The organism is Actinoplanes sp. NPDC026619, from assembly GCF_040638295.1.
GTDB lineage: Bacteria > Actinomycetota > Actinomycetes > Mycobacteriales > Micromonosporaceae > Actinoplanes.
Window position 1 is genome coordinate 106,142 of record NZ_JBEZYA010000026.1, and the last position, 23,559, is coordinate 129,700.

Consider the following 23,559-nt stretch of genomic DNA (forward strand, 5'->3'; position numbering starts at 1 on the left):
CCGAGATGAGCAATCCGAACCCGCCCACCCCGACCGTCGTGCTGGTGCACGGCGCGTTCGCGGACGCCTCGAGCTTCGCCCGGCTGATCCCGGAGCTGCTCGATTCCGGCCTGAAGGTGCTCGCCCCGGCGGTGCCCAACCGGTCGCTGTCCGGTGACGCCGCCTATCTCACGTCGGTGCTGAACTCGATCGACGGGCCGGTGGTCCTGGTCGGCCACTCGTACGGCGGCGCGGTCATCACCGTGGCCGGCATCGCGGACAACGTCCAGGCCCTGGTCTACCTGGCCGGATACGCGCTGGAGGAGGGCGAGAGCCTGGGTGAGCTGCAGGGCCGTTTCCCCGACTCGGACCTGGCGAGCGCGCTGCTCTACACGCCGTACCCGATCGACGGGTCGGCCGAGCCGGGCACCGACGTCAGCGTCGACATCGCGAAGTTCCCGGCGGTCTTCGCGCACGACGTCGACCCCGAGCTGAGCCGGGTGCTGGCCGTCTCACAGCGCCCGCTGGCCGCCGCCGCGTTCGGCGAGAAGGCCGCCGTCGCGGCCTGGCGGTCGAAGCCGGCCTGGGGCGTGGTGTCCAGCTCGGACCACACCATCAACCCGGACGTCGAGCGCTTCGGCTACCAGCGGGCCGGCATGCACACCGTCGAGGTCGACTCCTCGCACCTGGTGATGCTGGCCCACCCCAAGGCGGCGGCCGACGTGATCCGCGAGGCGATCGCCGCCATCGCCTGATCGGCATTGTTTCCGGGTGGCGCCATCGGCGCCACCCGGACCCCGACCGAAGAAGCGAGCATGACCACTGACCCCACCCTTCGCGACGTGCCGATCGGAATCGACGCGACCGGCACCCGGACCGAGTTCGACAGCATGGGTGACGTCGATGTCCCCGCCGGGCACTATTGGGGCGCGCAGACCCAGCGCTCCCTGATCCACTTCTCGATCGGCAACGACCACATGCCGATCGAGGTCTACCACGCGTACGGCTACGTCAAGAAGGCGTGCGCGCTGGTCAACCAGGCCGCCGGCCGGCTGCCGGGATGGACCGCGGAGGCGATCGTCCGGGCCGCGGACGAGACCATCGCCGGTGACCTGGACGCCGAGTTCCCGCTGTACGTGTGGGAGACCGGCTCCGGGACGCAGAGCAACATGAACGTCAACGAGGTGCTCTCCAACCGCGCCATCCAACTGGTCGGCGGCGTCCTCGGCAGCCAGCAGCCGGTCGGCCCGAACGACCACGTCAACATGGGCCAGAGCAGCAACGACACGTTCCCCACCGCGATGCACGTGGCCGCCGTGCGGATGCTCGACGACGTCCTGCTGCCCAAGGCTGCGGGGCGGCCGCCCCGCTGCCCGCCTTCCAGGCGATGGTCTCCGACCTGATCCCGCGGGCCGAGCTGCGCGAGGGCGCGGCGCTCAGCTCGCTCGGCGTCAACCTCGCGCGGGCGGTCGGCCCGGCGATCGCCGGTCTGCTGCTCCCGCAGCTGGGGGTGGCCTGGCTCTTCGGGCTGAACGCGATCTCGTTCGTGGTGTTCGCGGCCGCCCTGCTGACCACCCCGGCGAGCCACCCGTCGGCCGCGCCGTCGGTGCGAGCGATCTCCCGGGCCGGCGTCGAGGCGGGTGGGCGCTACGTCAGCCACTCCCCGGCGGTGCGCCGGATCCTCCTCCGCCTGGTGATGTTCGCCGTTCCGGCCAACGTGCTGTGGGCGCTGCTCGCCCCGCTGGCCGAACGCCGCCTCGGGCTCGGCGCCACCGGTTACGGGGTGCTGCTCGCCGCGGCCGGCGCGGGCGCTGTCGCCGGGGCGGTCCTGCTGCCCGCGCTCCGCGGCCGGCTGTCGCCGTCGCGCCAGCTCACCATCGCCGGCCTGGTGTACGGCGCGGGACTGGCCGGCCTGGCCTTCGCCCGCACCACCGCCGAGGCTGTCGTGCTGCTGATCCCGGTCGGCGTGGCCTGGATCGCCGTGATCGCCGGACTGAACGCCATCACCCAGGCATTTCTGCCGGACTGGGTGCGGGCCCGGGCTCTCGCGGTCTACCAGATGGTTCTGTTCGCCACCTTCGCCGGCAGCGCCGCCGCGTGGGGCGCGGTGGCCGGCGGCATCGGTCTGGCCGCGAGCTTCGCCGTGGCCGGCGCGCTGCTGCTGGCAACCACGGTGGCCGGCCTCTGGCTGCCGCTGCGCGACACCGACGTGGGGGATCGGGCCGCGGTCCCGGCGGCGCTGCTGCCTGAGGCCACCTTCACCGGCGCCGGGACGGCCGAGGACCCGATGGAGGTCGTGGTGCGTTACCGGGTGCCGGCCGACCGCCGGGAGGCCGTCCTCGCGGCGACCGGCGATCTGCGCAACAGCCGGCTGCGGACCGGTGCGACGCAGTGGGCGCTGCTGAGCGACTCGGCCGACGAGGAGCAACTCCTCGAGCAGTACCAGGTCGCATCCTGGGCGGACTACGTCGATCAGTTGCAGCACCGGCAGACCCGATTCGACGAACAGGTGCGCGAGCGCGTCGAAGCCCTGGCCGAATCGGTCGCCCAGCAGCGCCTGCTGCACGTCACTTCGCGACGGTCTCCTTCACCCAGGCGATGAAGTTCGTCGCGGCGTCGCCGGTGCGTTCGGCCATGGTGTGGCCGAGGCCCCAGACGGTGGCGAAGTCGACGTCGGTGCCGCCGAGGTTCTGCAGGGCCAGGGCCAGGTTGACCTCGGTCGTGTTGGCCGTGTCGCCCTGCATGATGCCGGTGCGGATGCGCCAGTGCGGGGCGACGGTTGCCTTCTTGTCGCCCTCGTAGCTGCTGTATGCCGACCCCGGACGCTCCTGTCGTCCTCCGGCAGCAGCCATCGCAACTACCACTGCAGTAGTAGACAGGCGAACGGCCGGGCTGCCCGCGCCGCCCGGCCGTCCGTGGTTTTGGTCAGCGGCCGCCGACCGCCGCGTAGGCGTCGACGATGCCGTAACCGTAGAAACCGTTGAAGTGCTTGTCGCCGACGCAGGTGGCGTCGAACTCGGTGGAGCGGCCCTCCTGCGCGTACGACTGCAGGCGCGGCTCGGGGCACGGGTGCTCGGCCGCGCTGCGGTAGAGCTGGCGCTATCGGCCGGGTGTAGGCCGTGCCACCGTAGTCGGGGCTCGAGGTGTCCGTCCCCGGGGCGCCCAGATCCTCGTGGTTGAGCCGTCCGGAGTTTGGTCAGAAAATGGCTCAGTTCACCGTGAAGCGGTAGCTCCCCGGCGGGACCAGGTAGGAAGCTCCGCCCTGGGGCACCGCCTCGGCCGGCACGCTCGTGGCCGCCGCCGGCAACCGCACCAGCCCGGTCGCGTTCGGCGGCACCACCACGTCGAGGGTCAGCGTCGAGCCGGCCTTCGTCCAGGCCGAGCGGGTCACGCCGTACGCCGTCGAAAGCGTCGCCGTGGCGGCCGTGAGCGTGCCGCCGGGTTTCGGCTCGATGAGCACCTGCCGGTAGCCGGGCTGGGCCGCCCCGACGCCGCCGACCGTGCGGTAGAGCCAGTCGCCGACCGAACCCAGGCCGTAGTGGTTGAACGAGTTCATGCCCGGGTCCTGGAGCGAGCCGTCCGGCCGGATGCCGTCCCAGCGCTCCCAGATCGTCGTGGCCCCGCGGCTGTTCATGTAGCCCCAGCCGGGATAGTCCGGCTGCTGCAGGATCTGGTACGCGGTGTCCACGTGCCCGTGGTCGGCGAGCACCGGGAGCAGGTTCTCCACGCCCATGAACCCGACCGACAGATGCCCGTTGCGCGCGGCCACCTTGGCCGCGAGCTTGTCCGCGACCGCCTGCGCCCGGCCGTCCGGCACCAGCCCGAAGGCGAGCGCGAGCACGTACCCGGTCTGGCTGTTGCTACCCACCGTCCCGTCGGCGGCGACGAACCGCGACGTGAAGGCGGCGCCGATCTGATCGGCGAGCGTGCCGTACTGCTGGGCCTCGGTGGTGCGTCCGGTGGCCGCCGCCATCCGCGACAGCAGCCGTGCCGACCAGCCGAAGAACGCCGTACTGGAAACGTCGTTGGGGGTGTTGTCGTCGACGTTGAGCCAGTCGCCGAACGTCTCGTGGTCGCGGATCAGGTCGGCCCCGGCCGTCGACCGCAGGTAGTCGACGTACTTCGCCATCGCCGCGAAGTTCTTGTCGGCGACCGACAGATCGCCGTAGCGCTGCCAGATGGTGTACGGCACGACCACCCCGGCGTCCGCCCAGCCGGCCTTGCCCGCGCCGTCGATCACGGCCGGCGCAACGTCGGTGAACGCCCCGTCGGCGCGCTGCGCGTCGACCAGGTCGTCGGCGAACTTGGCGAGCAGCCCGTGGGTGTCGAAGTTGAAGGTGGAGGTGGCCGCGAACGCCGCGATGTCGCCGGTCCAGCCGAGCCGCTCGTCGCGCTGCGGGCAGTCGGTCGGGATCGACAGCATGTTCGACCGGGCGCCCCAGACGATGTTGTGCTGGAGCTGGTTGACCAGCGGGTCACTGGTGGTGAGAGTGCCGGTCTCGGCGCCGGTGGTCCAGGCGGCCAGCCCGGTGAGGTTGTCGGCGGTGGGTGTGCCGGGGAAGCCGGTCAGTTCGACGTAGCGGTAGCCGTGCACGGTGAAGTGCGGTTCGAACACCTCCGGCGCGCCCGTGCCGGCCAGCGTGAACGTGTCGGTGGCCTGGGCCGCCCGCAGGTTCGTGGTGTAGAGCGTGCCGTCGGCGTTGAGGATCTCGCCGTGCCGCAGCGTGACCCTGGTGCCGGCCGGTCCGGTCACCCGCAGCCGGTTCCAGCCGGCGAAGTTCTGCCCGAGGTCGGCGATCCACACGCCCGGCTTCGGCTGAGTGATCTTCACCGGCCGGATCTCCTGCTGCACCGTCACGCCCGGGTCGACCTGCGCGACGAGGGTCGGCTGCGTCGCGGTCCGGACCGTGACCGGAACGCCGGCGCCGGTGCGGATGCGAGCATCCTGATCCTCGCCGTGATAGAGGTCGTCGCTGACGATGGTGCTGCTCGCGGCGGTCCAGGAGCCGTCGGTCCGCACGTCGGCGCGGGTGCCGTCGGCGTACTCGATGGCCAGCCGGGCCGAATACCAGGGCGAGGTGCCGTACCGCTGGCTGCCGGCGAAGCCGATGTTCCCGGAATACCAGCCGTTGCCGACCAGCGCGCCGATCGTGTTGCCACCCTGCGCCAGCCGCGCGGTCACGTCGTACACCCGGTATTGCAGTCGCTTGTTGTAGTCGGTCCAGCCGGGCGCGAGCCGTTCGTCGCTGACCCGCGCGCCGTTGAGGTAGGTCTCGTGCAGGCCGAGCGCCGTCGCGAACAGCCGCGCCCGCACCACCGGCTTACCAACATCAAAACCCTTGCCGAGGTACGGCGTGGGATTCGTGACCGAGACCTGACTGCCCCAGTCGCCACCGCCGAGCGCCGCGGTCACCCGGGCGGCCGGCCAGGCGCTGTCGTCGAAGCCCGGCTGCTCCCAGCCCGCCGGCCCGGCCTGCGACGCCTTCCACGATCCGTCGGTGACCACCGTCGCGGCGCCCGCGGTGAGCTTGGCGATGACGCTCGCCGGGCCGGACGAGGTGTTCGTCGCCGCGATCGCGATCGTGTTGGCACCGGCCCGGATCTGCCCGGTCACGTCCACCGTGGTGGCCCGCTTCCACGAGTCGGTGACCCGGCGCGACGAGCTGACCTGGGCGCCGTTGAGCCACACGTCGGCGGTGTCGTCGCCGGTCACCACGAGCGTCGCCGTGGTGGCGGCGGGCAGATCGACGGTGCGCCGCAGATATCGGGTCGCGGCCGGCGCGGGGTCGCCGTCCGGGTACCAGATCCACGAGGCCCCGGTGAGGTTGGCGGTGGCGGGCGCGCCGATGAACGAGGCCCCCCATTCGGACGCCGGGTCGAACAGCCCGGTGTCGAAGCGGGCCGGGGCGCTCCACGGGCTCGGCCGCCCCTGCGCGTCCCAGACCCGGACCCGCCAGAAATAAGTGCGGTTGCTCGCCGGAGCCGGGCCGCCGTAGGGCACGTCGACGCTCTGCCCGGACGCGACCTGGCCGCTGTCCCAGACGTCGGCGGCGTTCGGCGCGGTGCCGACAGTGACCTGGTAGCGGCCCTGGATCTGGCCGCCGGCACTCGAGACGAGCCGCCAGCCGAAGCGGGGCTTGCGGGCGTCGAGGCCGACCGGGTCGGTGCGGCGCTCGGTCGTCAGACCACCCAGGGTCACCGGTGATCCGGCGCCGTCGTCCGGTGCGGCCACGTCGTGGTTCCAGGGGCTTTGGCCGTACGCGCCCAGATCGGTCGCGGCGACCCAGGTCGACGGCGCGCTGTTCGCGGCCTGCCACCCGCCGTCGGTGACCAGGTCGACCGTCCCGGCCGCGGCGGCGATTCGAACCCGCCCGAGCAGGCCGGCCGGGCCGGCGCTGCCGTTGCGCACGGCGATCTGCAGGGTGTTCGCGCCGGCCTTGAGCGCGCCGGCCAGGTCGACGTAGCGGGCCCGTTTCCAGGCGTCGGTGGTGCGGGCGGAACCGGTCAGATAGGTGTCGTTGAGCCAGACGTCGACGGTGTCGTCGCCGGTTACCACCAACTGGGCGTCGGTGTAGGGGCCGGCCGGGGCGGTGAAGGTGCGGCGCAGGTAACGGGTGGCGGCCGGGGCGGGCTGGCCTTCCGGATACCAGATCCAGTGCGCCGCATCGAGGCTCACCGGCGTGGTGACCAGCGCCGGCCGCGGGGGAGCGGCGGCGGTGGCCGGCGGCGCGGCGACCGTGACCGCGGTGAGGGCCGCGGTGACGAGCGCGAGCAGTTTTCGGGCAGGGGGAGGTAGGGAAACGGGCATGCGGATCTCCTCGGTGGAGAAGGGTGACCGACGTCTTAAAACGTTTCAATACGCTTTGTTAAAGACTAGTTACGGCCGAAGATCCACTCAAGAGACATCGACGATCGTGCACGTTTGGGCAGTGGCTCGCTTACCCGTTCGGCACCCACTCAGCGATGGTGTGCACGTCGGCCGCGCGTTGGCCGCGTGCACCAGATCGAACAGGTGCCCCCGCTCGGCCTCGTCGAGCTGCAGCGCGCGGGCCAGCGACGCCAGCACCGCGTCCGAGACACCCCGGGCGCTCCCGCGTTCGTACTCGGTACTGACCCCGGCGAGCTGGGCCACCTCCTCCCGGCGCAGCCCGGCGATCCGCCGCTCGCCGTGCGCCGGAAGGCCGGCCCGCTCGGGCGTCATGCGCGCCCGCCGGGCGAGCAGGAAGTCCCGGATCTCGTCGCCGACGCCCACCCCGTCACGGTATGTCGATCCCGGTCCGCGCTGGGAGGAACTATCAGTTGCCCCCAGTGCCGCGACTTCGGGCCGCGGGTGGCGTAACCATTTTTCAGCGCCGATAAGGAATGTCATTTCGCAGGATGTGCGCGGCGAAAATATCGGTGGCTCGGCGAACATTCCAGGGGGAGGCAACTCTCTTGACCCGTCCGACACGGGGTCGTAACGTGCGATTGCGCGGCGGAAATACGTACGTCAATTCCTGAAAGTTTCGGTGGAATCCATTCCACTCGGCGATGGCGCGTGCCCGGAATCACCCGTGAAGGAGAGCTGACCATGCCCTCGATCCGTTTGAGTCGCCGATCGTTGCTGGCCCTGGCGGGAGCCGGCGCGGCCGGTGCGGTGCTGGGCGGTTGCAGCGACGACGGGGAGTCCGGCTCGAGCCGCAAGATCCGCTGGTGGCACATCGCCAACACCGACCCGATGCTCTCGCAATGGGCGGCGATGGCGCGCCAGTTCGAGGCGGCCCACCCGGGCGTGAAGTTCGAGATCACCCCGCTCGAGAACGAGTCGTTCAAGACCAAGCTGACCACGAACATCCAGGCCGGCGATCCACCGGACATCTTCCACACCTGGGGCGGCGGCGTGCTCTTCCAGCAAGCCGAGGCCGGCCTGGTCAAGGACCTCACGGCCGACGTCGGCGGCTGGCGGGACACGCTCATCCCGACCGCGCTCGACGCGTACACCACCGACGGGAAGATCTACGCGTCCGCGGTGGACACCGGCATGGTGGGCTTCTGGTACAACAAGGAGCTCTTCGACCGGGCCGGGGTCGGCGAGCCGCCGGCGACCTGGGCCGAGTTCCTCGAAGCCGTGCGCAAGCTGAAGGCGGCCAAGGTCACGCCGATCGCGTTGGCCGGCAAGGAGAAGTGGCCTGGCCACTACTACTGGGCCTACCTCGCGATGCGGGCCGGCGGCCTGGACGCACTGCGCCAGGCGGCCACCGACAAGAACTTCGAGCAGCCCGGCTTCGTCGCGGCCAGCGCGCGTCTGGCCGAACTCGTTGCCCTGCAACCGTTCCAGACCGGCTTCCTGGCCGCCGGCTACTCCACGGCGGATGGGCAGGCCGCCACCATGGGCAACGGCAAGGCGGCCATCGAGCTGATGGGCCAGTGGGCGCCGGTGGTTCAGCGGGACAACTCGGCCGGCAAGAAAGGGCTGGGCGACAAGCTCGGCTTCTTCCCGTTCCCGGCGGTCGACGGCGGCAGCGGCAAGATCACCGACGTGTTCGGGGGCGGCGGTGGTTTCGCGGTCGGCAAGGACGCGCCGCCGGAAGCGGTGGAGTTCCTCAAGTTCATCGCCCAGCCGGACAATGCGCGCATCGAGGCGAAGACGGCCGGGGTCCTGCCGGTTGTCGCGGCCGCCCAGGACGCCGTGACCGACCCCGGCCTCAAGCTGGTAGCCGGCGCGTTGTCCCAATCCACCGGATTTCAGCTCTACCTGGACCAGGCGTACGCGCCGGCGGTGGGCCAGCAGGTCAACGACAGCGTGGCCGAGCTGCTGGCCGGCAAGGCGTCCCCGGAACAGGTGGCCAAGGCCATCACCACCGCGGCCAAGCAGGGCTGACCGGCGGTGCTCACCGACGAACGCCGGCCACCGCCGGCCCCGTCCCGGCCACCGGTCGAGGCCGCGCCGCGCCGGCGCCGCCCCTGGCCCACGGTGGTGGCGTTCCTGAGCCCGGCCGTGGTGCTGTTCGCCCTGCTGGTGCTCACCCCGATCGTGGTCGCCGCCTACGGCAGCTTCTTCAACTGGAACGGGTTCGGCGCGCCCACCAACTTCGTCGGGCTGGAGAACTTCCGCCGGCTGCTGGCCGACGACATCTTTGCCGGTGACCTGAGCCGGGCGTTGCTGCTGGTGGTCCTGTCCCTCGGCATCCAGCTGCCGGTGTCGCTCGCCCTGGCGATGCTGCTCAACCAGCCACTGCGCGGGCGCCGGGTCTACCGCATGCTGTTCTTCGCCCCGTACGTGCTGTCCGAGGTCGTCACCGCGGTGCTGTTCACCATGATCTTCTCGCCCAACCAGGGCCTGGCCAACCACCTCACCCGGCTGATCGGGCTGGGGGACCTGGGCGCCACCTGGCTGGCCGACCCGGACACGGTGATGTACTCGCTGTTCCTGGTGATCTCGTGGAAGTACTTCGGCTTCCACACGATCCTCTACCTGGCCGGCCGGCAGAGCATTCCGCCGGAGCTGCACGACGCGGCCGCCATCGACGGCGCCGGGAGCTGGCAGGCGTTCCGGCACATCACCCTGCCGCTGCTCGGGCCGACGATCCGGATCAGCGTCTTTCTCTCCATCCTCGGCACGATCCAACTGTTCGACATGGTCTGGGTGCTCACCGCCGGCGGTCCGATCCGGTCCTCGGAAACCCTCGCCGTGACGATGTTCCAGGAGGGCTTCAAGCGGTTCCACGTCGGCTACGCCAGTGCCATCAGCATGGCGATCTTCCTGATCAGCCTCACCTTCGGGCTGCTCTACCAGCGATTCGTCCTGCGCCGCGACCTCGAGGGCGCGATCACCACGATCGGAGACCGGCGTTGAGTCACGCCACCGGAGCGCGCCGGACACGGCACGGCGTTCTGCATCTGGCCAGCATCGCCATCGCCGCCACCGTCGTGGTGCCGATCGTCTTCGGCGTCCTCGGCGGGTTCAAGGACAACGGCCAGCTGTTCAGCAATCCGTTCGGGCTGCCCGACCCGTGGCTGCCCGGCAACTACCTCGACACGCTGGGGTCGGCGGCGTTCTGGCAGCAGGCGGGCAACAGCCTCACCATCGCGGTGGCGAGCACCGCCCTGATGGTCGTGGTCGGTGCGATGGCCGCGTACATCTTCGCGCGTTTCGCCTTTCCCGGCCGGGAGGCCCTGTTCATGCTCTTCGCGATCGGGCTGATGTTCCCGTTCGCCGTCGCGATCCTGCCGCTGTTCGTCCTGCTGCGGGAGATGAACCTGCTGAACAACCCGCTCGGCGTCGTCCTGCCGCAGGCGGCGTTCGGGCTGCCCATCACGATCGTCATTCTCCGCAGTTTCTTCCGCGGCATCCCGGGCGAGGTCGAGGAGTCCGCCGTGCTCGACGGGTGCGGCCCGTTCCGTTTCTTCTGGCGCATCCTGCTGCCGATGTCCCGGCCCGCGCTCGGCACGGTCTCGGTGCTGGCCGTCGTCGGCAGCTGGAACAACTACCTGCTTCCGCTGATCGTCTTCAACGATTCCCGCTGGTGGACGCTGCCCCTGGGCGTCCAGCAGTTCCAGTCGCAGTACTCGGCGGACACCGCGCGCATCCTCGCCTACGTCACTCTCGCGATGTTGCCGTCGCTGGTGTGTTACGCATTCGCCGAACGGCAGCTGATCGGCGGCCTGACCAGTGGTATCGGAAAGGGTTGACGCTTGAATGTTTCAATGGCCGCTCGTAACATGCCGAACACCTTGAGAACGTTCACCGGGATCCTTGGTTGACGGGCAGACTCGCGGCGGCACCGCGGGCGCGACGGGACCGCGAGTCCGACGACGCGCTCGCCGCCGCCGCGCGCGCCGGCGACCGGGAAGCGCTGGACGTGCTGGTGCGCCGGCACCTGCCGATGGTCTACAACGTGGTCCGGCAGGCGCTCGGCGCCCACCCGGATGTCGACGACGTGGTGCAGGACATCGTGCTGCGCGCCCTGCGCCAACTGCGCCGCCTGCGCCGGCCGGAGAGCTTCCGCCCGTGGCTGGCGGCGATCACCGTGCGCCAGGTCGGCACCTATCTGGCCCGCGCCGGCCAGGCCGACGGCCGCACCGCCGCCCTCGACGAGGCGGCCTGGCGGCCGGATGCCGCCGCCGAGCTGGAAGGCCCGGCGCTGCTGCGGGTCGAGATCGCCGGCCAGCGCCGGCAGGTGCGGCACGCCAGCCGGTGGTTGTCCGCCGACGAGCGGGCGGTGCTGGCGCTGTGGTGGCTGGAAACGGTGGGGGAGGTTTCCCGGCCCGACGTGGCCGGGGCGCTCGGGCTCACCATCGCCCACGTCGGCGTCCGGCTGCAGCGGATGCGGGACCAGCTCGACCTGAGCCGCGCGATCGTGGCCGCCCTCGAGGCGATGCCGGGGTGCCCCGGGTTGGCCGACGTGGTAGCCGACTGGAACGGCGTGCCGAGCCCGTTCTGGCGCAAGCGGATCGCCCGGCACACCCGGTCCTGCCCGGCCTGCACCGCCGCCGCGGACGGCCTGATCCCGGCGGAACGCCTGCTCCTCGGCCTTGCCCTGCTCCCCGTGCCGGCCGCCGTCAGCGCCGCGACCTCCACCACCGTCGCGGCCGGCCGCATCCTGCACGTTCCCGGGCCGCGTGGGTGGGCAGTCACCGCCGCTGCCACCGCGGCCGTGGTCGCCGGCCTGTGGGTGACGACGAGCAGCGGGTCCGCGCCGCCCGCCGCCCCGGCCGTCGCGGCGCCCCCGACCCGGGCCGCGGTCGTGCCGGTCCGGGTGGGCCGGTTGTCGCTGGAGTCGGCCAACGCCCGCGGCCGGTTCGTGGCGGCCGACGGCGAACAGGGGCAGCTCGACGCGGCCGCCGACGGCAAGGCCCGGCGCCGGGCGACGCTCCAGGCGATCCCGGGCCTGACCGGCAGCGGCTGCTTCACGTTCCGCACCGCGGACGGCCGGCATCTGCGCCACCAGGACTGGCGGCTGCGGGCGAGCCTCGACCAGGCGACCTCGCTGGCCCGCGGGGACGCGACGTTCTGCGTGCGGGACGGCGCCGTCGCCGGTTCGGTCTCGCTGGAGTCGGCCAACTACCCCGGCTTCTTCCTGCGGCACGTCGGCAGCGAGTTGTGGGTCGATCAGTACGACGGCACCGCGGCATTCCGCGCGGACAGCTCGTTCCTGGTGCGCTCCCCACTGATCTGAATTCCGCTTTCGGCAACGGACCGCTGAAAAAGCGTTACGAATACCCAGTCAATCCACGGTCTTGAATGTCGAGAAACCTGGTGGCAACTTTGTGGCGCGCATCGAGCGCCGTTCCGAGCCGAGGAGAAATCGATGAAGAGACTCGTCACAGCCCTACTGGCCGCGGTCCTATTTCTCGGCGGCGCGTCCGCCGCGCTGCCGGCGCCCGCGGCCAACGCCCTGGAGAATGGCGTGGCCCGCACGCCGCCGATGGGATGGAACAGCTGGAACACCTTCGGCTGCAACATCAACGAGACGCTGATCCGGCAGATGGCTGACGCCATCGTCAGCTCCGGCCTGCGGGATCTGGGCTACCAGTACGTCGTGGTCGACGACTGCTGGTTCAACCCCAACCGCGATTCGGCCGGCAACCTGCAGGGTGACCCCACCCGCTTCCCCGGCGGGATGAAGGCGCTCGGCGACTACCTGCACGGCAAAGGCCTGAAATTCGGCCTGTACGAGGTGCCGCTGGACAAGACCTGCGCGCAGTACTTCGGCTCCTACCCGGGCGCCACCGGCAGCCAGGGCCACGAGGTCCAGGACGCCCGGCAGTTCGCCGCCTGGGGAGTCGACTACCTCAAGTACGACTGGTGCTCGCCCAGCGGCACCATCGACGACCAGGTCAGCACGTTCGCCAGGATGCGGGACGCGCTGGCCGCGAGCGGGCGTCCGATCCTCTACAGCATCAACTCCAACAGCGTCCACGCGAAGACCGGGCCGCAGCGCAACTGGGGCGACGTGGCGAACATCTGGCGGACCACCGAGGACATCACCAACGCCTGGGACACCGGCCAGACCAACGGTTATCCGATGGGCATCAAGAACATCGTCGACGTGACCGTGCCGCTCGCCGGGTACGCCAGGCCGGGCGCCTTCAACGACCCCGACATGATGGAGGTCGGCCGGGGCGGGATGACCGACACCGAGATGCGGTCGCACTTCGCGCTGTGGGCGATGATGGCCTCGCCGCTGATCGCCGGCAACGACGTGCGCTCGATGGACGCCGCCACCCAGGCAATCCTGAAGAACGCCCGGCTGATCGCGATCAACCAGGACACCCTGGGCCGGCAGGCGACCTCGGTGGTCGCCGACGCCAACCAGCGAGTCCTCGCCAAGCGCCTGGCCGATGACGATGTCGCGGTGGCCCTGTTCAACCAGAGCGGCGCCACTCGGACGATCGCCACCACGACCGCGGCGATCGGCAAGACCGGATCCTCGTTCACCCTCGTCGACGCGTGGACCGGCGCCACGACCACCACCTCCGGCACGATCAGCGCAAGCGTGCCCGCGCACGGAACGGTGGTCTACCGGGTGAGCGGCGGTGTCACCGGCAACCCGCCGGCGCCCACGTCGGCCACTCTGGTCAGCGCGTCGTCCGGGCGCTGCCTGGACGTGCCCAACAGCAGCACCGCGAACGGCACCCAGCCGGTCATCTGGGACTGCGGCGGCGCCGCGAACCAGCAGTGGACCGTCTCCGGCCAGGCCCTGCAGGCCCTGGGCAAGTGCCTGGACGCCCCGATCGGCGCCACCGCCGGAGCGAAGGTGACGGTCTGGGACTGCAACGGCGGCGCCAACCAGCAGTGGACCTTCCAGTCCGACGGCACCCTCCGTGGCAACCGGTCCGGTCTCTGCCTCGACGTCGACCGCAATCTCACCGCCAACGGAACCCTGACGCTGCTGTGGACGTGCACCGGCGCGGCCAATCAGTTGTGGACCCGGCACTGAAAAACTGTTATCTCCACGCCGGTCATAAATGCCACTGAAAAAGTGTTACGAGCCTGGCAGATAGCGTACGAGAAATGGGCCGTCAATCTTTTATTGATGGTTTGGGAGCGCTCCCGTAACATGCCTGTCACAGCCTTTAATGGATGCGGTAATGACGCCCTTGAATGCCCCCCCGGAAGGTCCCCCACATTATGAAACGTAGGTCGATCATCACCGTGCTGGTCGCGGCCGGCGCTGTCCTCGCGGCCGGTGTGCTCTTCTCCGCCACGGCCGACGCGGCCACCACGCTGGGCGCGTCGGCGGCGCAGTCCGGCCGCTACTTCGGCGCCGCCATCGCGGCCGGCAGGCTCAGCGACGGCACCTATACCGGCATCCTGAACCGCGAGTTCAACGCGGTGACGCCGGAGAACGAGATGAAGTGGGACGCCACCGAGCCGTCCCAGGGTTCGTTCAGTTACGGCAACGGTGATCGGATCCTGAATCAGGGGATCTCGATGGGTGCGAAGGTCCGCGGGCACGCGCTGCTCTGGCATGCTCAGCAGCCGGGCTGGGCGCAGTCGCTGGCCGGCAGCGCGTTGCGGAACGCCGCGATCAATCACGTGACCCAGGTCGCCACGCACTACAAGGGCAAGATCTACGCGTGGGATGTGGTCAACGAGGCGTTCGCCGATGGTGGGGGCGGCGGGCGGCGTGACTCGAATCTGCAGCGCACCGGTAACGACTGGATCGAGGCCGCGTTCAAGGCCGCGCGGGCCGCGGATCCGGCCGCGAAGCTCTGTTACAACGACTACAACACCGACGGGGTGAACGCGAAGTCGACCGGTGTGCTGAACATGGTCAAGGACTTCAAGGCCCGCGGTGTGCCGATCGACTGCGTCGGTTTCCAGTCGCACCTGGGCACCACGATTCCCGGCGATTACCAGGCCAACCTGCAGCGTTTCGCCGACGCCGGCGTGGACGTGCAGATCACCGAACTCGACGTGGCCCAGGGCAACAACCAGGCCGGCATCTACGCCACCGTCACCAAGGCCTGCATGGCCGTTTCCCGGTGCACCGGCATCACGGTGTGGGGCATCCGCGACAGCGACTCCTGGCGTACCGGGGAGAACCCGCTGCTGTTCGACAACAGCGGCAACAAGAAAGCCGCCTACACCTCGGTCCTGAACGCCCTCAACGCCGGCGGCTCGACCACGCCGACCACGCCGGCCACGACGCCGACCACGACCCCGACCACGCCGTCGACCGGCGGCGGGTGCAGCGCGAGCACGTCACTGAACTCCTGGAACGGCGGCTACGTCGCGACGGTCCGGGTCGCGGCCGGCTCGGCCGCGGTCAACGGGTGGACGGTGACCATGGCCCTGCCTTCCGGCAGTGCGATCACCGGCGCGTGGAGTGCGACCAACAGCGGCACCAGCGGGACGGTCAGCTTCCGCAACGTCTCGTACAACGGGTCGATCGCCGCCGGCGGCTACACCGAGTTCGGCTTCCAGGGCACCGGCGCCGGGCCGACCGCCACGCCCACCTGCTCAGCCGGCTGACCGGTCCACCAACGCCTTCAACCGATCCGTACCCGGCGCCGGCCATCTGACCGGCGCCGGGGGAGGGAGTCGCGTGATGTCCAGAAACAGACTCGCCACGGTCGCCGCCGCCGTGGTCCTCACGCTCGCCGCGGCGATGCTGACCGGTGCGCTGGGCGGCGCCGGGACGGCCGCGGCGGCGACCGCCGGATGTGGCAAGGCGCCGACGCTGACCAGCGGCACCCGGTCCATCTCGAGCGGCGGCCAGAACCGTACCTACATCCTCCGGGTCCCGGACGGCTACGACCGCAACCGGCAGTACAAGCTGATCTTCGCCTTTCACTGGTTGAACGGGACCGCCAACGACGTGGCGACCGGTGGCTCGGCCGGCGCGGTCTGGGCCTATTACGGGCAGCAGCAACTGTCGGACAACAGCGCGATCCTGGTCGCGCCGCAGGGCATCGACAACGGCTGGGCCAACACCGGTGGCCGGGACCTGACGCTGGTCGACAACCTGACCACGCTGATCGAGGGTGACCTGTGCGTCGACACGTCGCAGCTGTTCGCCCTCGGCTGGAGCTACGGCGGCGCGATGAGTTACGCCGTGGCATGCGCCCGCCCCACCGTGTTCCGCGCGGTCGCCGTGCTGTCCGGGGCCAACCTGAGCGGCTGCGACGGCGGCACCCAGCCGGTCGCCTACCTGGGCATCCACGGCACCCACGACAGCGTGCTCAACATCTCGCTCGGCCGGTCACTGCGCGACACGTTCGTGCGCAACAACGGCTGCGCCGCCCAGAGCCCACCCGAGCCGGCACTGAACAGCCTGACCCACATCGTGACCGCGTACGCCGGTTGCCGGGCCGGATACCCGGTGAAGTGGGCCGCCTTCGACGGTGATCACACGCCCGAGCCGGTGGACGGGTCGACCACCACCAGCGGCGCGCGCACCTGGACCGGCGGCGAGATCTGGAAGTTCTTCTCGCAGCTGCCGAGCACCACCCCGACCTCCCTGCCGACCAGCGCCCCGACCTCCCTGCCGACCAGCGCCCCGACCTCCCTGCCGACCACCGCCCTCTTGAGTTGTGGCGCTTCCTGGACGGTCGTCAGCAGCTGGCCCGGCGGCTACCAGGCGGATGTTGCCGTGTCGGCCACCGGTTCGGCGACCACCACCGGCTGGCGGGTGACCTGGACGATGCCGTCCGGTCAGTCGATCAGCCAGGTCTGGAACGGCACGCTCACCACCAGCGGCAGCTCCGCCACCGTGGCCAACGCCGCCTACAACGGAACACTGGCCCCGGGTTCCGGCACCGCTTTCGGCCTGATCGTCTCCGGGAGTGCCGGCTCGGCGCCCACGCTGACCTGCTCCAGAAGCTGACCTTTCCGAACCTGACCGGCGCGGGGGCTCCTCCGGGGGACGGGTCGGGAGCCCCCGCGCAACTCCGTCCGCTGATCGTGCCGACGTCGTCGAGGAGACATCGTGATACCGGCTGTTCCGCTGCGCCACCGGCTCCGGCGCGCCCTGTCCTGGATGATTCCGCTGCTCTGCGTCCTGTCGTCGGGCGTTCTCCTGGCCCCGGCGCCGGCCCGGGCCGACAACCCGATCGTGCAGACGATCTATACGGCCGATCCGGCGCCGTTGGTCTACAACGGCCGGGTCTACCTCTACACCGGGCACGACGAGGACGCTTCGACCTATTTCACGATGAAGGACTGGCGGGTCTGGTCCTCCGCCGACATGGTGAACTGGACCGACCACGGCTCGCCGCTCAGCGTGGCGACCTTCAGCTGGGCCAGCGCCAACGCCTGGGCCGGCCAGACCGTGTACCGCAACGGCAAGTTCTACTGGTACGTGCCGACGACGGTGCGGGCGACCGGCCAGATGGGCATCGGCGTCGCCGTGTCGACCAGCCCGACCGGGCCGTTCACCGACGCGATCGGGCGTCCGCTGGTCAGCAACGGCCAGATCGATCCGACCGTGTTCGTCGACGACGACGGCCAGGCCTACCTCTACTGGGGCAACCCGGATCTGTGGTACGTCAAGCTCAACGCGGACATGACCTCCTACGCGGGCAGTCCCACCAAGATCGCGCTGACCACGGCGGGGTTCGGCACCCGCACCGGCGATGCCAACCGGCCGACCCTGTTCGAAGAGGGGCCGTGGGTCTACAAGCGCAACGGGCTGTATTACCTCGTCTTCGCCGCGAAGTGTTGCTCCGAGTTCATCGGTTACTCCACCGCCCCCGGACCGACCGGGCCGTGGACCTATCGCGGCACCGTCATGCCGACTCAGGGGAGCAGCTTCACCAACCATCCCGGCGTGATCGACTTCGCCGGCGGGTCGTACTTCTTCTACCACAACGGCGCGTTGCCGGGCGGTGGCGGCTACACCCGCTCGGTCGCGGTGGAGAAGTTCAGCTACAACGCGGACGGCACCATCCCGACGATGACCATGACCGCCGCCGGTGCGCCGCAGATCGGCATGCTTGACCCGTACACCCGGCAGGAAGCCGAAACCATCGCCTGGGAGTCGGGGGTGGAGACCGAGCCCGCCACCGAAGGCGGCATGAACGTCGGCTTCATCGAGAACGGCGACTACCTCAAGGTCAAGGGAGTGGGGTTCGGCGCCGGCGCGGCGTCGTTCACCGCCCGGGTGGCGTCCGGCGCCAGTGGGGGCACCATCGAGCTGCGACTCGGCAGCTCGACCGGCACGCTCGTCGGCAGCTGCGCCGTCCCGGGCACCGGCGGCTGGCAGACATGGACCTCGGTCACCTGCCCGGTCAGCGGCGCGACCGGAACACGCGACCTGTACCTGCGGTTCACCGGCGGCAGCGGCTACCTGATGAACATGAACTGGTGGCAGTTCGGCGCGGCGGGCTCGAGCCCGGCCACCACCTCGCCGGCGCCGCCGGCCACCACCTCGCCGGCGCCGCCGTCCGGCGCCGGATGTAGCGCGGTCTATCACACCACCGGCACCTGGTCGGCGTTGACCTGCGCCATCAGCTGAGCAAACCCGCCCATCCCCCCGGAGTGAACGTGAAGAGCACACGTCGATGGATTTCCCTGGCGGCCGCGAGCGCCGCCCTCGTCCTCGCCGGCGCGGTCGCGGCCGCCGGCCCCGCGGTGGCCGAGTCGAACGGAGGGGTCCGCGTCATGCCCCTCGGTGACTCGATCACCGAAGGCACGCAGGTGCCCGGCGGCTACCGCATCGGGCTCTGGCAACGGCTGGCCGCCGCCGGTTACCGCACCGACTTCGTCGGCTCCCAGTTCAACGGGCCGGCCGCTCTCGGCGACCACGACCACGAAGGCCACCCGGGGTGGCGGATCGACCAGATCGACGCCAACATCACCGGTTGGCTGGCCGCGACCACCCCGCGCACGGTTCTGCTGCACATCGGCACGAACGACATCCTGCAGAACTACAACGTGTCGTCCGCGCCGAGCCGGCTGTCCACCCTGATCGACCACATCACCGCCGCGGCGCCGAACGCCGACGTCTTCGTGGCGACCGTCATCCCGCTCTCCTCGGCGAGCCAGGAAGCGGCGGCGCGCGTCTTCAACGCGGCGATCCCCGGCATCGTGCAGAGCAAAGTCTCCGCGGGCAAGCACGTGCACCTGGTCGACATGCACGCGGCGTTGACGACCGCCGACCTGATCGACGGCATTCACCCGACCGCCGCCGGCTACGACAAGATGGCCGCCGTCTGGTACGCCGCCGGCCGGGCCGTCCCCGGCAGCCTCGGCAGCACCGGCTCGACACCGTCGGCGCCGTCGAGTCCGCCGGCCGGCGGAACGGCTTGCACCGCCACCTATGCGCTGGCCGGCCGATGGACGGGCGGATTCCAGGCCACCGTGACCGTCACCGCGGGCGCCGCCCCGATCTCCGGTTGGACCGTCACCTGGCAGTTCGCCAACGGGCAGACGATCAATCAGTCCTGGAACGCCACGGTGACGACCAGCGGCGCGACCGTCACGGCCCGCAACGTCAGTTACAACGGCGCGCTCGCGGCCGGCGCCGGCACCCAGTTCGGCTTCCTGGCCTCGGCGCCCGGTGCGAATGCCGTGCCGGTCCCTGCCTGCACCGCCGGATGACCCCAGCCGTGTTCCCCCACCCACAGGAGGATCCCCGATGAAGAGAAGACCGGGCGCTGCGCTGCTCGCGGCGGGAGTCGCGCTCGCGGCTGCCGCTGTGGCGGTGGCGCTGCCCGCCCAGGCGGCGACCGCCGGATGTTCGGTGAAATATGCCGTGTCATCGCAATGGCAGGGCGGTTTCGGCGCCGACGTGACGGTCACCAACCTCGGTGACCCGCTCAACGGATGGGCACTGACCTGGTCGTTCACCGCCGGCCAGACGGTTACGCAACTGTGGAACGGCTCGGTCAGCCAGGCCGGCGCTCAGGTCTCGGTGACCAACGCGTCCTACAACGGCAGCGTGGCCACCGGCGGCAGCGCGAGCTTCGGCTTCAACGGCACCTTCACCTCGGCCAACCCGGCGCCGGCGAGTTTCGCGCTCAACGGGGTCACCTGCACCGGCGCGCCGGCGCCGACGTCGCCCACCACCGGCCCGACCACCACGACCTCGCCGACCGCGGCGCCGACCACCAGCCCGCCGGCGAGCGGGCCGAGCACCTTCACCAACCCGGTCGTCTGGCAGGACTTCGCGGACGGCGACATCATTCGCGTCGGGGACGCCTATTACTACTCCGCCTCGACCATGCACTACTCGCCCGGCGCGCCGATCCTGCGCTCCTACGACCTGGTCAACTGGGAGTATGCCGGGCACTCGGTGCCCCGGCTGGACTTCGACTCGGCCGCCTATGACCTGAGCGGCTCACGAGCGTATGTCAAAGGAATTTGGGCCTCGGCCTTCAATTACCGGCCCAGCAACAGCACCTATTACTGGCTCGGGTGCACCGAGTTCAACCGCACCTACGTCTACTCGTCCACGTCGATCGGCAGCGGCTGGGCGAAGAAGGCGAAACTCAACACCTGCTATTACGACGCCGGGCTGCTCTTCGACAACGACACCCCCTATGTCGCGTACGGCAACGGCACGATCAGCGTCGCGCAACTGTCGGCCGACCTCACGTCGCAGGTGCGGGCGCAGACGGTCTACACCACGCCGTCGTCGATCGGGACGCTCGAGGGCTCCCGCATGTACAAGCGGGGCAACTACTACTACATCTGGCTGACCAAACCCGCCAACGGCCAGTACGTGCTGCGCTCGACCAGCCCGTGGGGTCCGTACGAACAGCGCCAGGTGTTGCTGAACCTGCCCGGCCCGATCTCCGGTGGCGGCGTGCCGCACCAGGGCGGCCTGGTGCAGACCCAGAACGGCGACTGGTGGTACATGGCGTTCACCGACGCCTACCCGGGCGGCCGGATGCCGACTCTCGCGCCGATCACCTGGAGCAGCGACGGATGGCCCGCGCTGCAGACCGTCAACGGCCGGTGGGGGAGCAGCTATCCCCGGCCGAACCTGCCCTGGCACCCGGTCGCGGCGATGACCGGCACGGACAACTTCACCAGCGGCACTCTCGGCCCGCAGTACGAGTGGAACCACAACCCGGACACCAGCAAGTTCAGCGTCGGCAACGGGTTGCGCCTGTCCACCGCCACGGTGACGAACGACCTGTACAACGCCCGCAACACGCTGACCCGGCGGATCCAGGGGCCGTCATCGACCGCGACGGTCGAACTCGACTACTCGGCCATGGCAAACGGTGACCGGGCGGGCCTGGCCATGCTGCGCGACCAATCGGCCTGGATCGGCATCCGGAAGGACAACGGCGCCACCCGGGTGTCGATGACCAACGGCCTGACCATGTCGACCAGCGGCTGGACCACCACCGGCACCGGCGCCGAGGCCGCCGGGGCGGCGGTCTCCGGCGGGAAGATCTGGCTGCGGGTCAGCGCGAACATCCAGCCCGGATCCGGCCGTACGGCCACCTTCTCCTACAGCACCAACGGCAGCACCTTCACCGCGCTCGGGCCGGCCTTCACGTTGAACAGCGACTGGCAGTTCTTCATGGGCTACCGCTTCGGCGTCTTCAACTACGCCACCACGGCGCTCGGCGGCGCGGTGACCGTCAGCCAATTCGGAGTGACCTAGAAACAGTTACTGAAAATCTGTTATGACGAGCCTGCCCGGCGAAAACTTGCGGATGCGCATTTGATCCGCGAACATTGTTGTTCGCACCGTTCTGAACGACGGGGTGCCCTGGTGCCGCCATCGCCGGGCACCCCGTTGCCGGTGCTCGTCGCGGCTGCCGGCAATTGTTTTGCTGCCCCGGTAACGGGTTGGTCGAAAACTCCCATTGAACTACTGCTTCCCATCGTGGTCCCCTTTGCGCGATGCTTTTGGGAGCGCTCCCACCCACATTTGTCCGTCCCTTCAGGAGATGCTCCATGAGAAAACCCAGAGCGACCATTGCCGCCGTGGCCTCCGGCACCGTGCTGGCCGCGGTCGGTGTCGCCGCGGCGCTGCCGGCCGGCGCCGCGGCCGCAGGCTGTGCGGTGGCCTACACCGTGTCGTCGCAGTGGCAGGGTGGCTTCGGCGCCGACGTCACCGTCACCAATCTCGGTGATCCGCTCACGAGCTGGACGCTGGGCTGGTCCTTCGGGGCGGGCCAGACCGTCACCCAGGCGTGGAACACGACGCTGACCCAGAGCGGCGCCGCGGTGACCGCCAAGAACGTCAGCTACAACGGATCCGTCGCCACCAACGGCAGCGTCTCGTTCGGCTTCAATGCCTCCTGGACCGGCAGCAACCCGGCGCCGACCAGCTTCACGGTGAACGGCGTGTCCTGCACCGGAGGCACGACGCCGACGACCGCGCCGACCACGACCCCCACCACCGCGCCCACCACGACCCCCACCACCGCGCCCACCACGGGGCCGAGCGCCACGCCGGACATCACCGTGAACACCGCGACGAAGTACCAGACGATCGACGGGTTCGGCTCCGCCGTCTCGATCTGGGGCGGCGCCTGGTCGACCGCCGAGACGCAGACCCTGGTCGGGTCCGGCACCAACCAATTGGGGCTGTCGATCGTGCGGACCGGTATCTCCCCGGTCTCCAGCGAGTGGGCGACGCAGGTCAGTGCGTTGAAGACGGCGAAGGCGTCGGGGTCGAACGTGAAGATCCTCGCATCACCGTGGACCGCCCCCGCAGCCTGGAAGACCAACAACAGCCGGATCAACGGCGGGAAACTCAAGACCGACTACTACGACGACTACGCCAACCTGCTCAACGACTACGTCACCTACATGAAGAACCAGGGCGTCACCATCGACGTCGTCTCGATCCAGAACGAACCCGACTGGCACCCCGCCTACGACTCGATGGACTGGAGCGGCGACGAACTCCGCAACTTCGTCCGGGACCAAGGCGCGAAGATCAAGAACACCAAGCTCATGGTCGCCGAAGCGGTCAACCTGAACTACAGCTACACCGACCCCACCCTCAACGACGCCACCGCCCGCACCAACATCGGCTACATCGGCGGGCACCTCTACGGCACCGAGGACTCCGGCCGGCTCAAGCCGTACGCGCTGGCCGATCAGTACAACAAACCGGTGTGGATGACCGAGTGGAACTTCCACGAGGCTGCCAGTGACACCTCCACCGCCTGGGCCGACGGCGGCAACCAGGCTGTCTGGGACGAGACCCTCGACGACGTCATCCGCACCGTCAACAAGTCGATGGAGTCCAACTGGACCGCCTACATCTGGTGGTACGGCAAACGCTTCTACTCGTTCATCGGCGACGGGACCGCCGGCACCACCACCGGCGCGGTCCTCAAGCGTGGGTACGCCTTCGCGCAGTACGCCAAATACGTCCGCCCCGGCGACCAGCGGGTCGCGCTGACCAAGAGCTCCAAGGCGTCGCCGCTGGAAGTCACCGCCTACCAGGGTGGCGGGAAGATCAAACTGGTCATCCTCAACCGGTCCAACAGCGCGGTCACCAACGCCGTGATCCAGGCGCCGCAGACCATCACCAAGGCCGAGGACTACCTCACCTCCCGCACCGCCAACGCGGCCGGTCAGGCCACGAGTGTCAACGGCGGGCAGGTCACCGTCAGCATCCCCGCCCGCAGCATCTCCACCGTCGTCCTCACCCCCTGAAAGCCTAGGAGATCCCC

At 69.9% G+C, this 23,559-nt stretch carries 16 protein-coding genes and 2 pseudogenes; 14 read left to right on the forward strand and 4 right to left on the reverse strand.

Translation table 11 applies throughout. From position 1 onward, the window contains the following. Window positions 1-5: 5 nt before the first annotated feature. Genes AB0E90_RS40540 through AB0E90_RS40550 form a run of 3 tightly spaced genes read left to right on the forward strand, consistent with a single transcriptional unit; the run spans window position 6 to window position 2,581 of the window. Entirely contained in the window at window positions 6-734 is a 729-nt protein-coding gene (locus AB0E90_RS40540; RefSeq protein ID WP_360417621.1) for an alpha/beta hydrolase, read from the forward strand. A gap of 60 nt (window positions 735-794) precedes the next feature. Beyond that, on the forward strand, window positions 795-1,382 hold the full coding sequence (locus AB0E90_RS40545; protein ID WP_360417622.1) for a lyase family protein: 588 nt from the start codon (window positions 795-797) through the stop codon (window positions 1,380-1,382). Then, a complete protein-coding gene (locus AB0E90_RS40550; protein ID WP_360417623.1) occupies window positions 1,367-2,581 on the forward strand; it encodes an MFS transporter in 1,215 nt (404 codons plus the stop codon). The genes AB0E90_RS40545 and AB0E90_RS40550 overlap by 16 nt, the downstream gene beginning before the upstream one ends. Here the strand turns inward: AB0E90_RS40550 and AB0E90_RS40555 are convergent. From AB0E90_RS40555 to AB0E90_RS40570, 4 genes and pseudogenes are all read right to left on the reverse strand, one after another. Next, complete coding sequence (locus AB0E90_RS40555) at window positions 2,547-2,831, reverse strand: hypothetical protein (protein ID WP_360417624.1); 285 nt, start codon at window positions 2,829-2,831, stop codon at window positions 2,547-2,549. The genes AB0E90_RS40550 and AB0E90_RS40555 overlap by 35 nt on opposite strands. 73 nt (window positions 2,832-2,904) lie before the next feature. Beyond that, window positions 2,905-3,078, reverse strand: a pseudogene (locus AB0E90_RS40560) (serine protease); the annotation flags it as partial. 109 nt (window positions 3,079-3,187) lie between these two features. Continuing rightward, a complete protein-coding gene (locus AB0E90_RS40565; RefSeq protein ID WP_360417625.1) occupies window positions 3,188-6,787 on the reverse strand; it encodes a family 78 glycoside hydrolase catalytic domain in 3,600 nt (1,199 codons plus the stop codon). Between the two features lie 180 nt (window positions 6,788-6,967). After that, window positions 6,968-7,180 (reverse strand): annotated as a pseudogene (locus AB0E90_RS40570) (helix-turn-helix transcriptional regulator); the annotation flags it as partial. A gap of 369 nt (window positions 7,181-7,549) precedes the next feature. Between AB0E90_RS40570 and AB0E90_RS40575 the strand changes: the two are divergent. From AB0E90_RS40575 to AB0E90_RS40625, 11 genes are all read left to right on the forward strand, one after another. After that, window positions 7,550-8,839 carry an extracellular solute-binding protein gene (locus tag AB0E90_RS40575; protein ID WP_360417626.1) on the forward strand — a complete coding sequence of 430 codons (1,290 nt, stop codon included), beginning with the start codon at window positions 7,550-7,552 and terminating at the stop codon, window positions 8,837-8,839. A 6-nt stretch (window positions 8,840-8,845) separates the two neighbouring features. Further along, complete coding sequence (locus AB0E90_RS40580) at window positions 8,846-9,814, forward strand: sugar ABC transporter permease (protein ID WP_360417627.1); 969 nt, start codon at window positions 8,846-8,848, stop codon at window positions 9,812-9,814. Continuing rightward, window positions 9,811-10,650, forward strand: a complete 840-nt coding sequence (locus AB0E90_RS40585; protein ID WP_360417628.1) for a carbohydrate ABC transporter permease — start codon at window positions 9,811-9,813, stop codon at window positions 10,648-10,650. The genes AB0E90_RS40580 and AB0E90_RS40585 overlap by 4 nt, the downstream gene beginning before the upstream one ends. A gap of 68 nt (window positions 10,651-10,718) precedes the next feature. Continuing rightward, on the forward strand, window positions 10,719-12,137 hold the full coding sequence (locus AB0E90_RS40590; protein WP_360417629.1) for a sigma-70 family RNA polymerase sigma factor: 1,419 nt from the start codon (window positions 10,719-10,721) through the stop codon (window positions 12,135-12,137). Between the two features lie 132 nt (window positions 12,138-12,269). After that, window positions 12,270-13,901 carry a ricin-type beta-trefoil lectin domain protein gene (locus AB0E90_RS40595; protein WP_360417630.1) on the forward strand — a complete coding sequence of 544 codons (1,632 nt, stop codon included), beginning with the start codon at window positions 12,270-12,272 and terminating at the stop codon, window positions 13,899-13,901. A gap of 191 nt (window positions 13,902-14,092) precedes the next feature. Further along, window positions 14,093-15,439: an endo-1,4-beta-xylanase gene (locus AB0E90_RS40600; protein ID WP_360417631.1), complete on the forward strand. Its 1,347-nt coding sequence runs from the start codon at window positions 14,093-14,095 to the stop codon at window positions 15,437-15,439. A gap of 76 nt (window positions 15,440-15,515) precedes the next feature. Continuing rightward, window positions 15,516-16,793 (forward strand): cellulose binding domain-containing protein, encoded by a 1,278-nt coding sequence (locus AB0E90_RS40605; RefSeq protein WP_360417632.1) that lies wholly within the window; start codon window positions 15,516-15,518, stop codon window positions 16,791-16,793. Between the two features lie 153 nt (window positions 16,794-16,946). Further along, window positions 16,947-18,422 carry a glycoside hydrolase family 43 protein gene (locus tag AB0E90_RS40610; protein WP_360417657.1) on the forward strand — a complete coding sequence of 492 codons (1,476 nt, stop codon included), beginning with the start codon at window positions 16,947-16,949 and terminating at the stop codon, window positions 18,420-18,422. 29 nt (window positions 18,423-18,451) lie between these two features. Continuing rightward, window positions 18,452-19,507: a cellulose binding domain-containing protein gene (locus AB0E90_RS40615; RefSeq protein WP_360417633.1), complete on the forward strand. Its 1,056-nt coding sequence runs from the start codon at window positions 18,452-18,454 to the stop codon at window positions 19,505-19,507. A 37-nt stretch (window positions 19,508-19,544) separates the two neighbouring features. Then, the gene (locus AB0E90_RS40620) at window positions 19,545-21,527 is read left to right on the forward strand and encodes a family 43 glycosylhydrolase (RefSeq protein ID WP_360417634.1); all 1,983 of its coding nucleotides are present in this window, start codon (window positions 19,545-19,547) and stop codon (window positions 21,525-21,527) included. A 296-nt stretch (window positions 21,528-21,823) separates the two neighbouring features. Continuing rightward, window positions 21,824-23,542 carry a cellulose binding domain-containing protein gene (locus tag AB0E90_RS40625; RefSeq protein WP_360417635.1) on the forward strand — a complete coding sequence of 573 codons (1,719 nt, stop codon included), beginning with the start codon at window positions 21,824-21,826 and terminating at the stop codon, window positions 23,540-23,542. Window positions 23,543-23,559 lie beyond the last annotated feature (17 nt).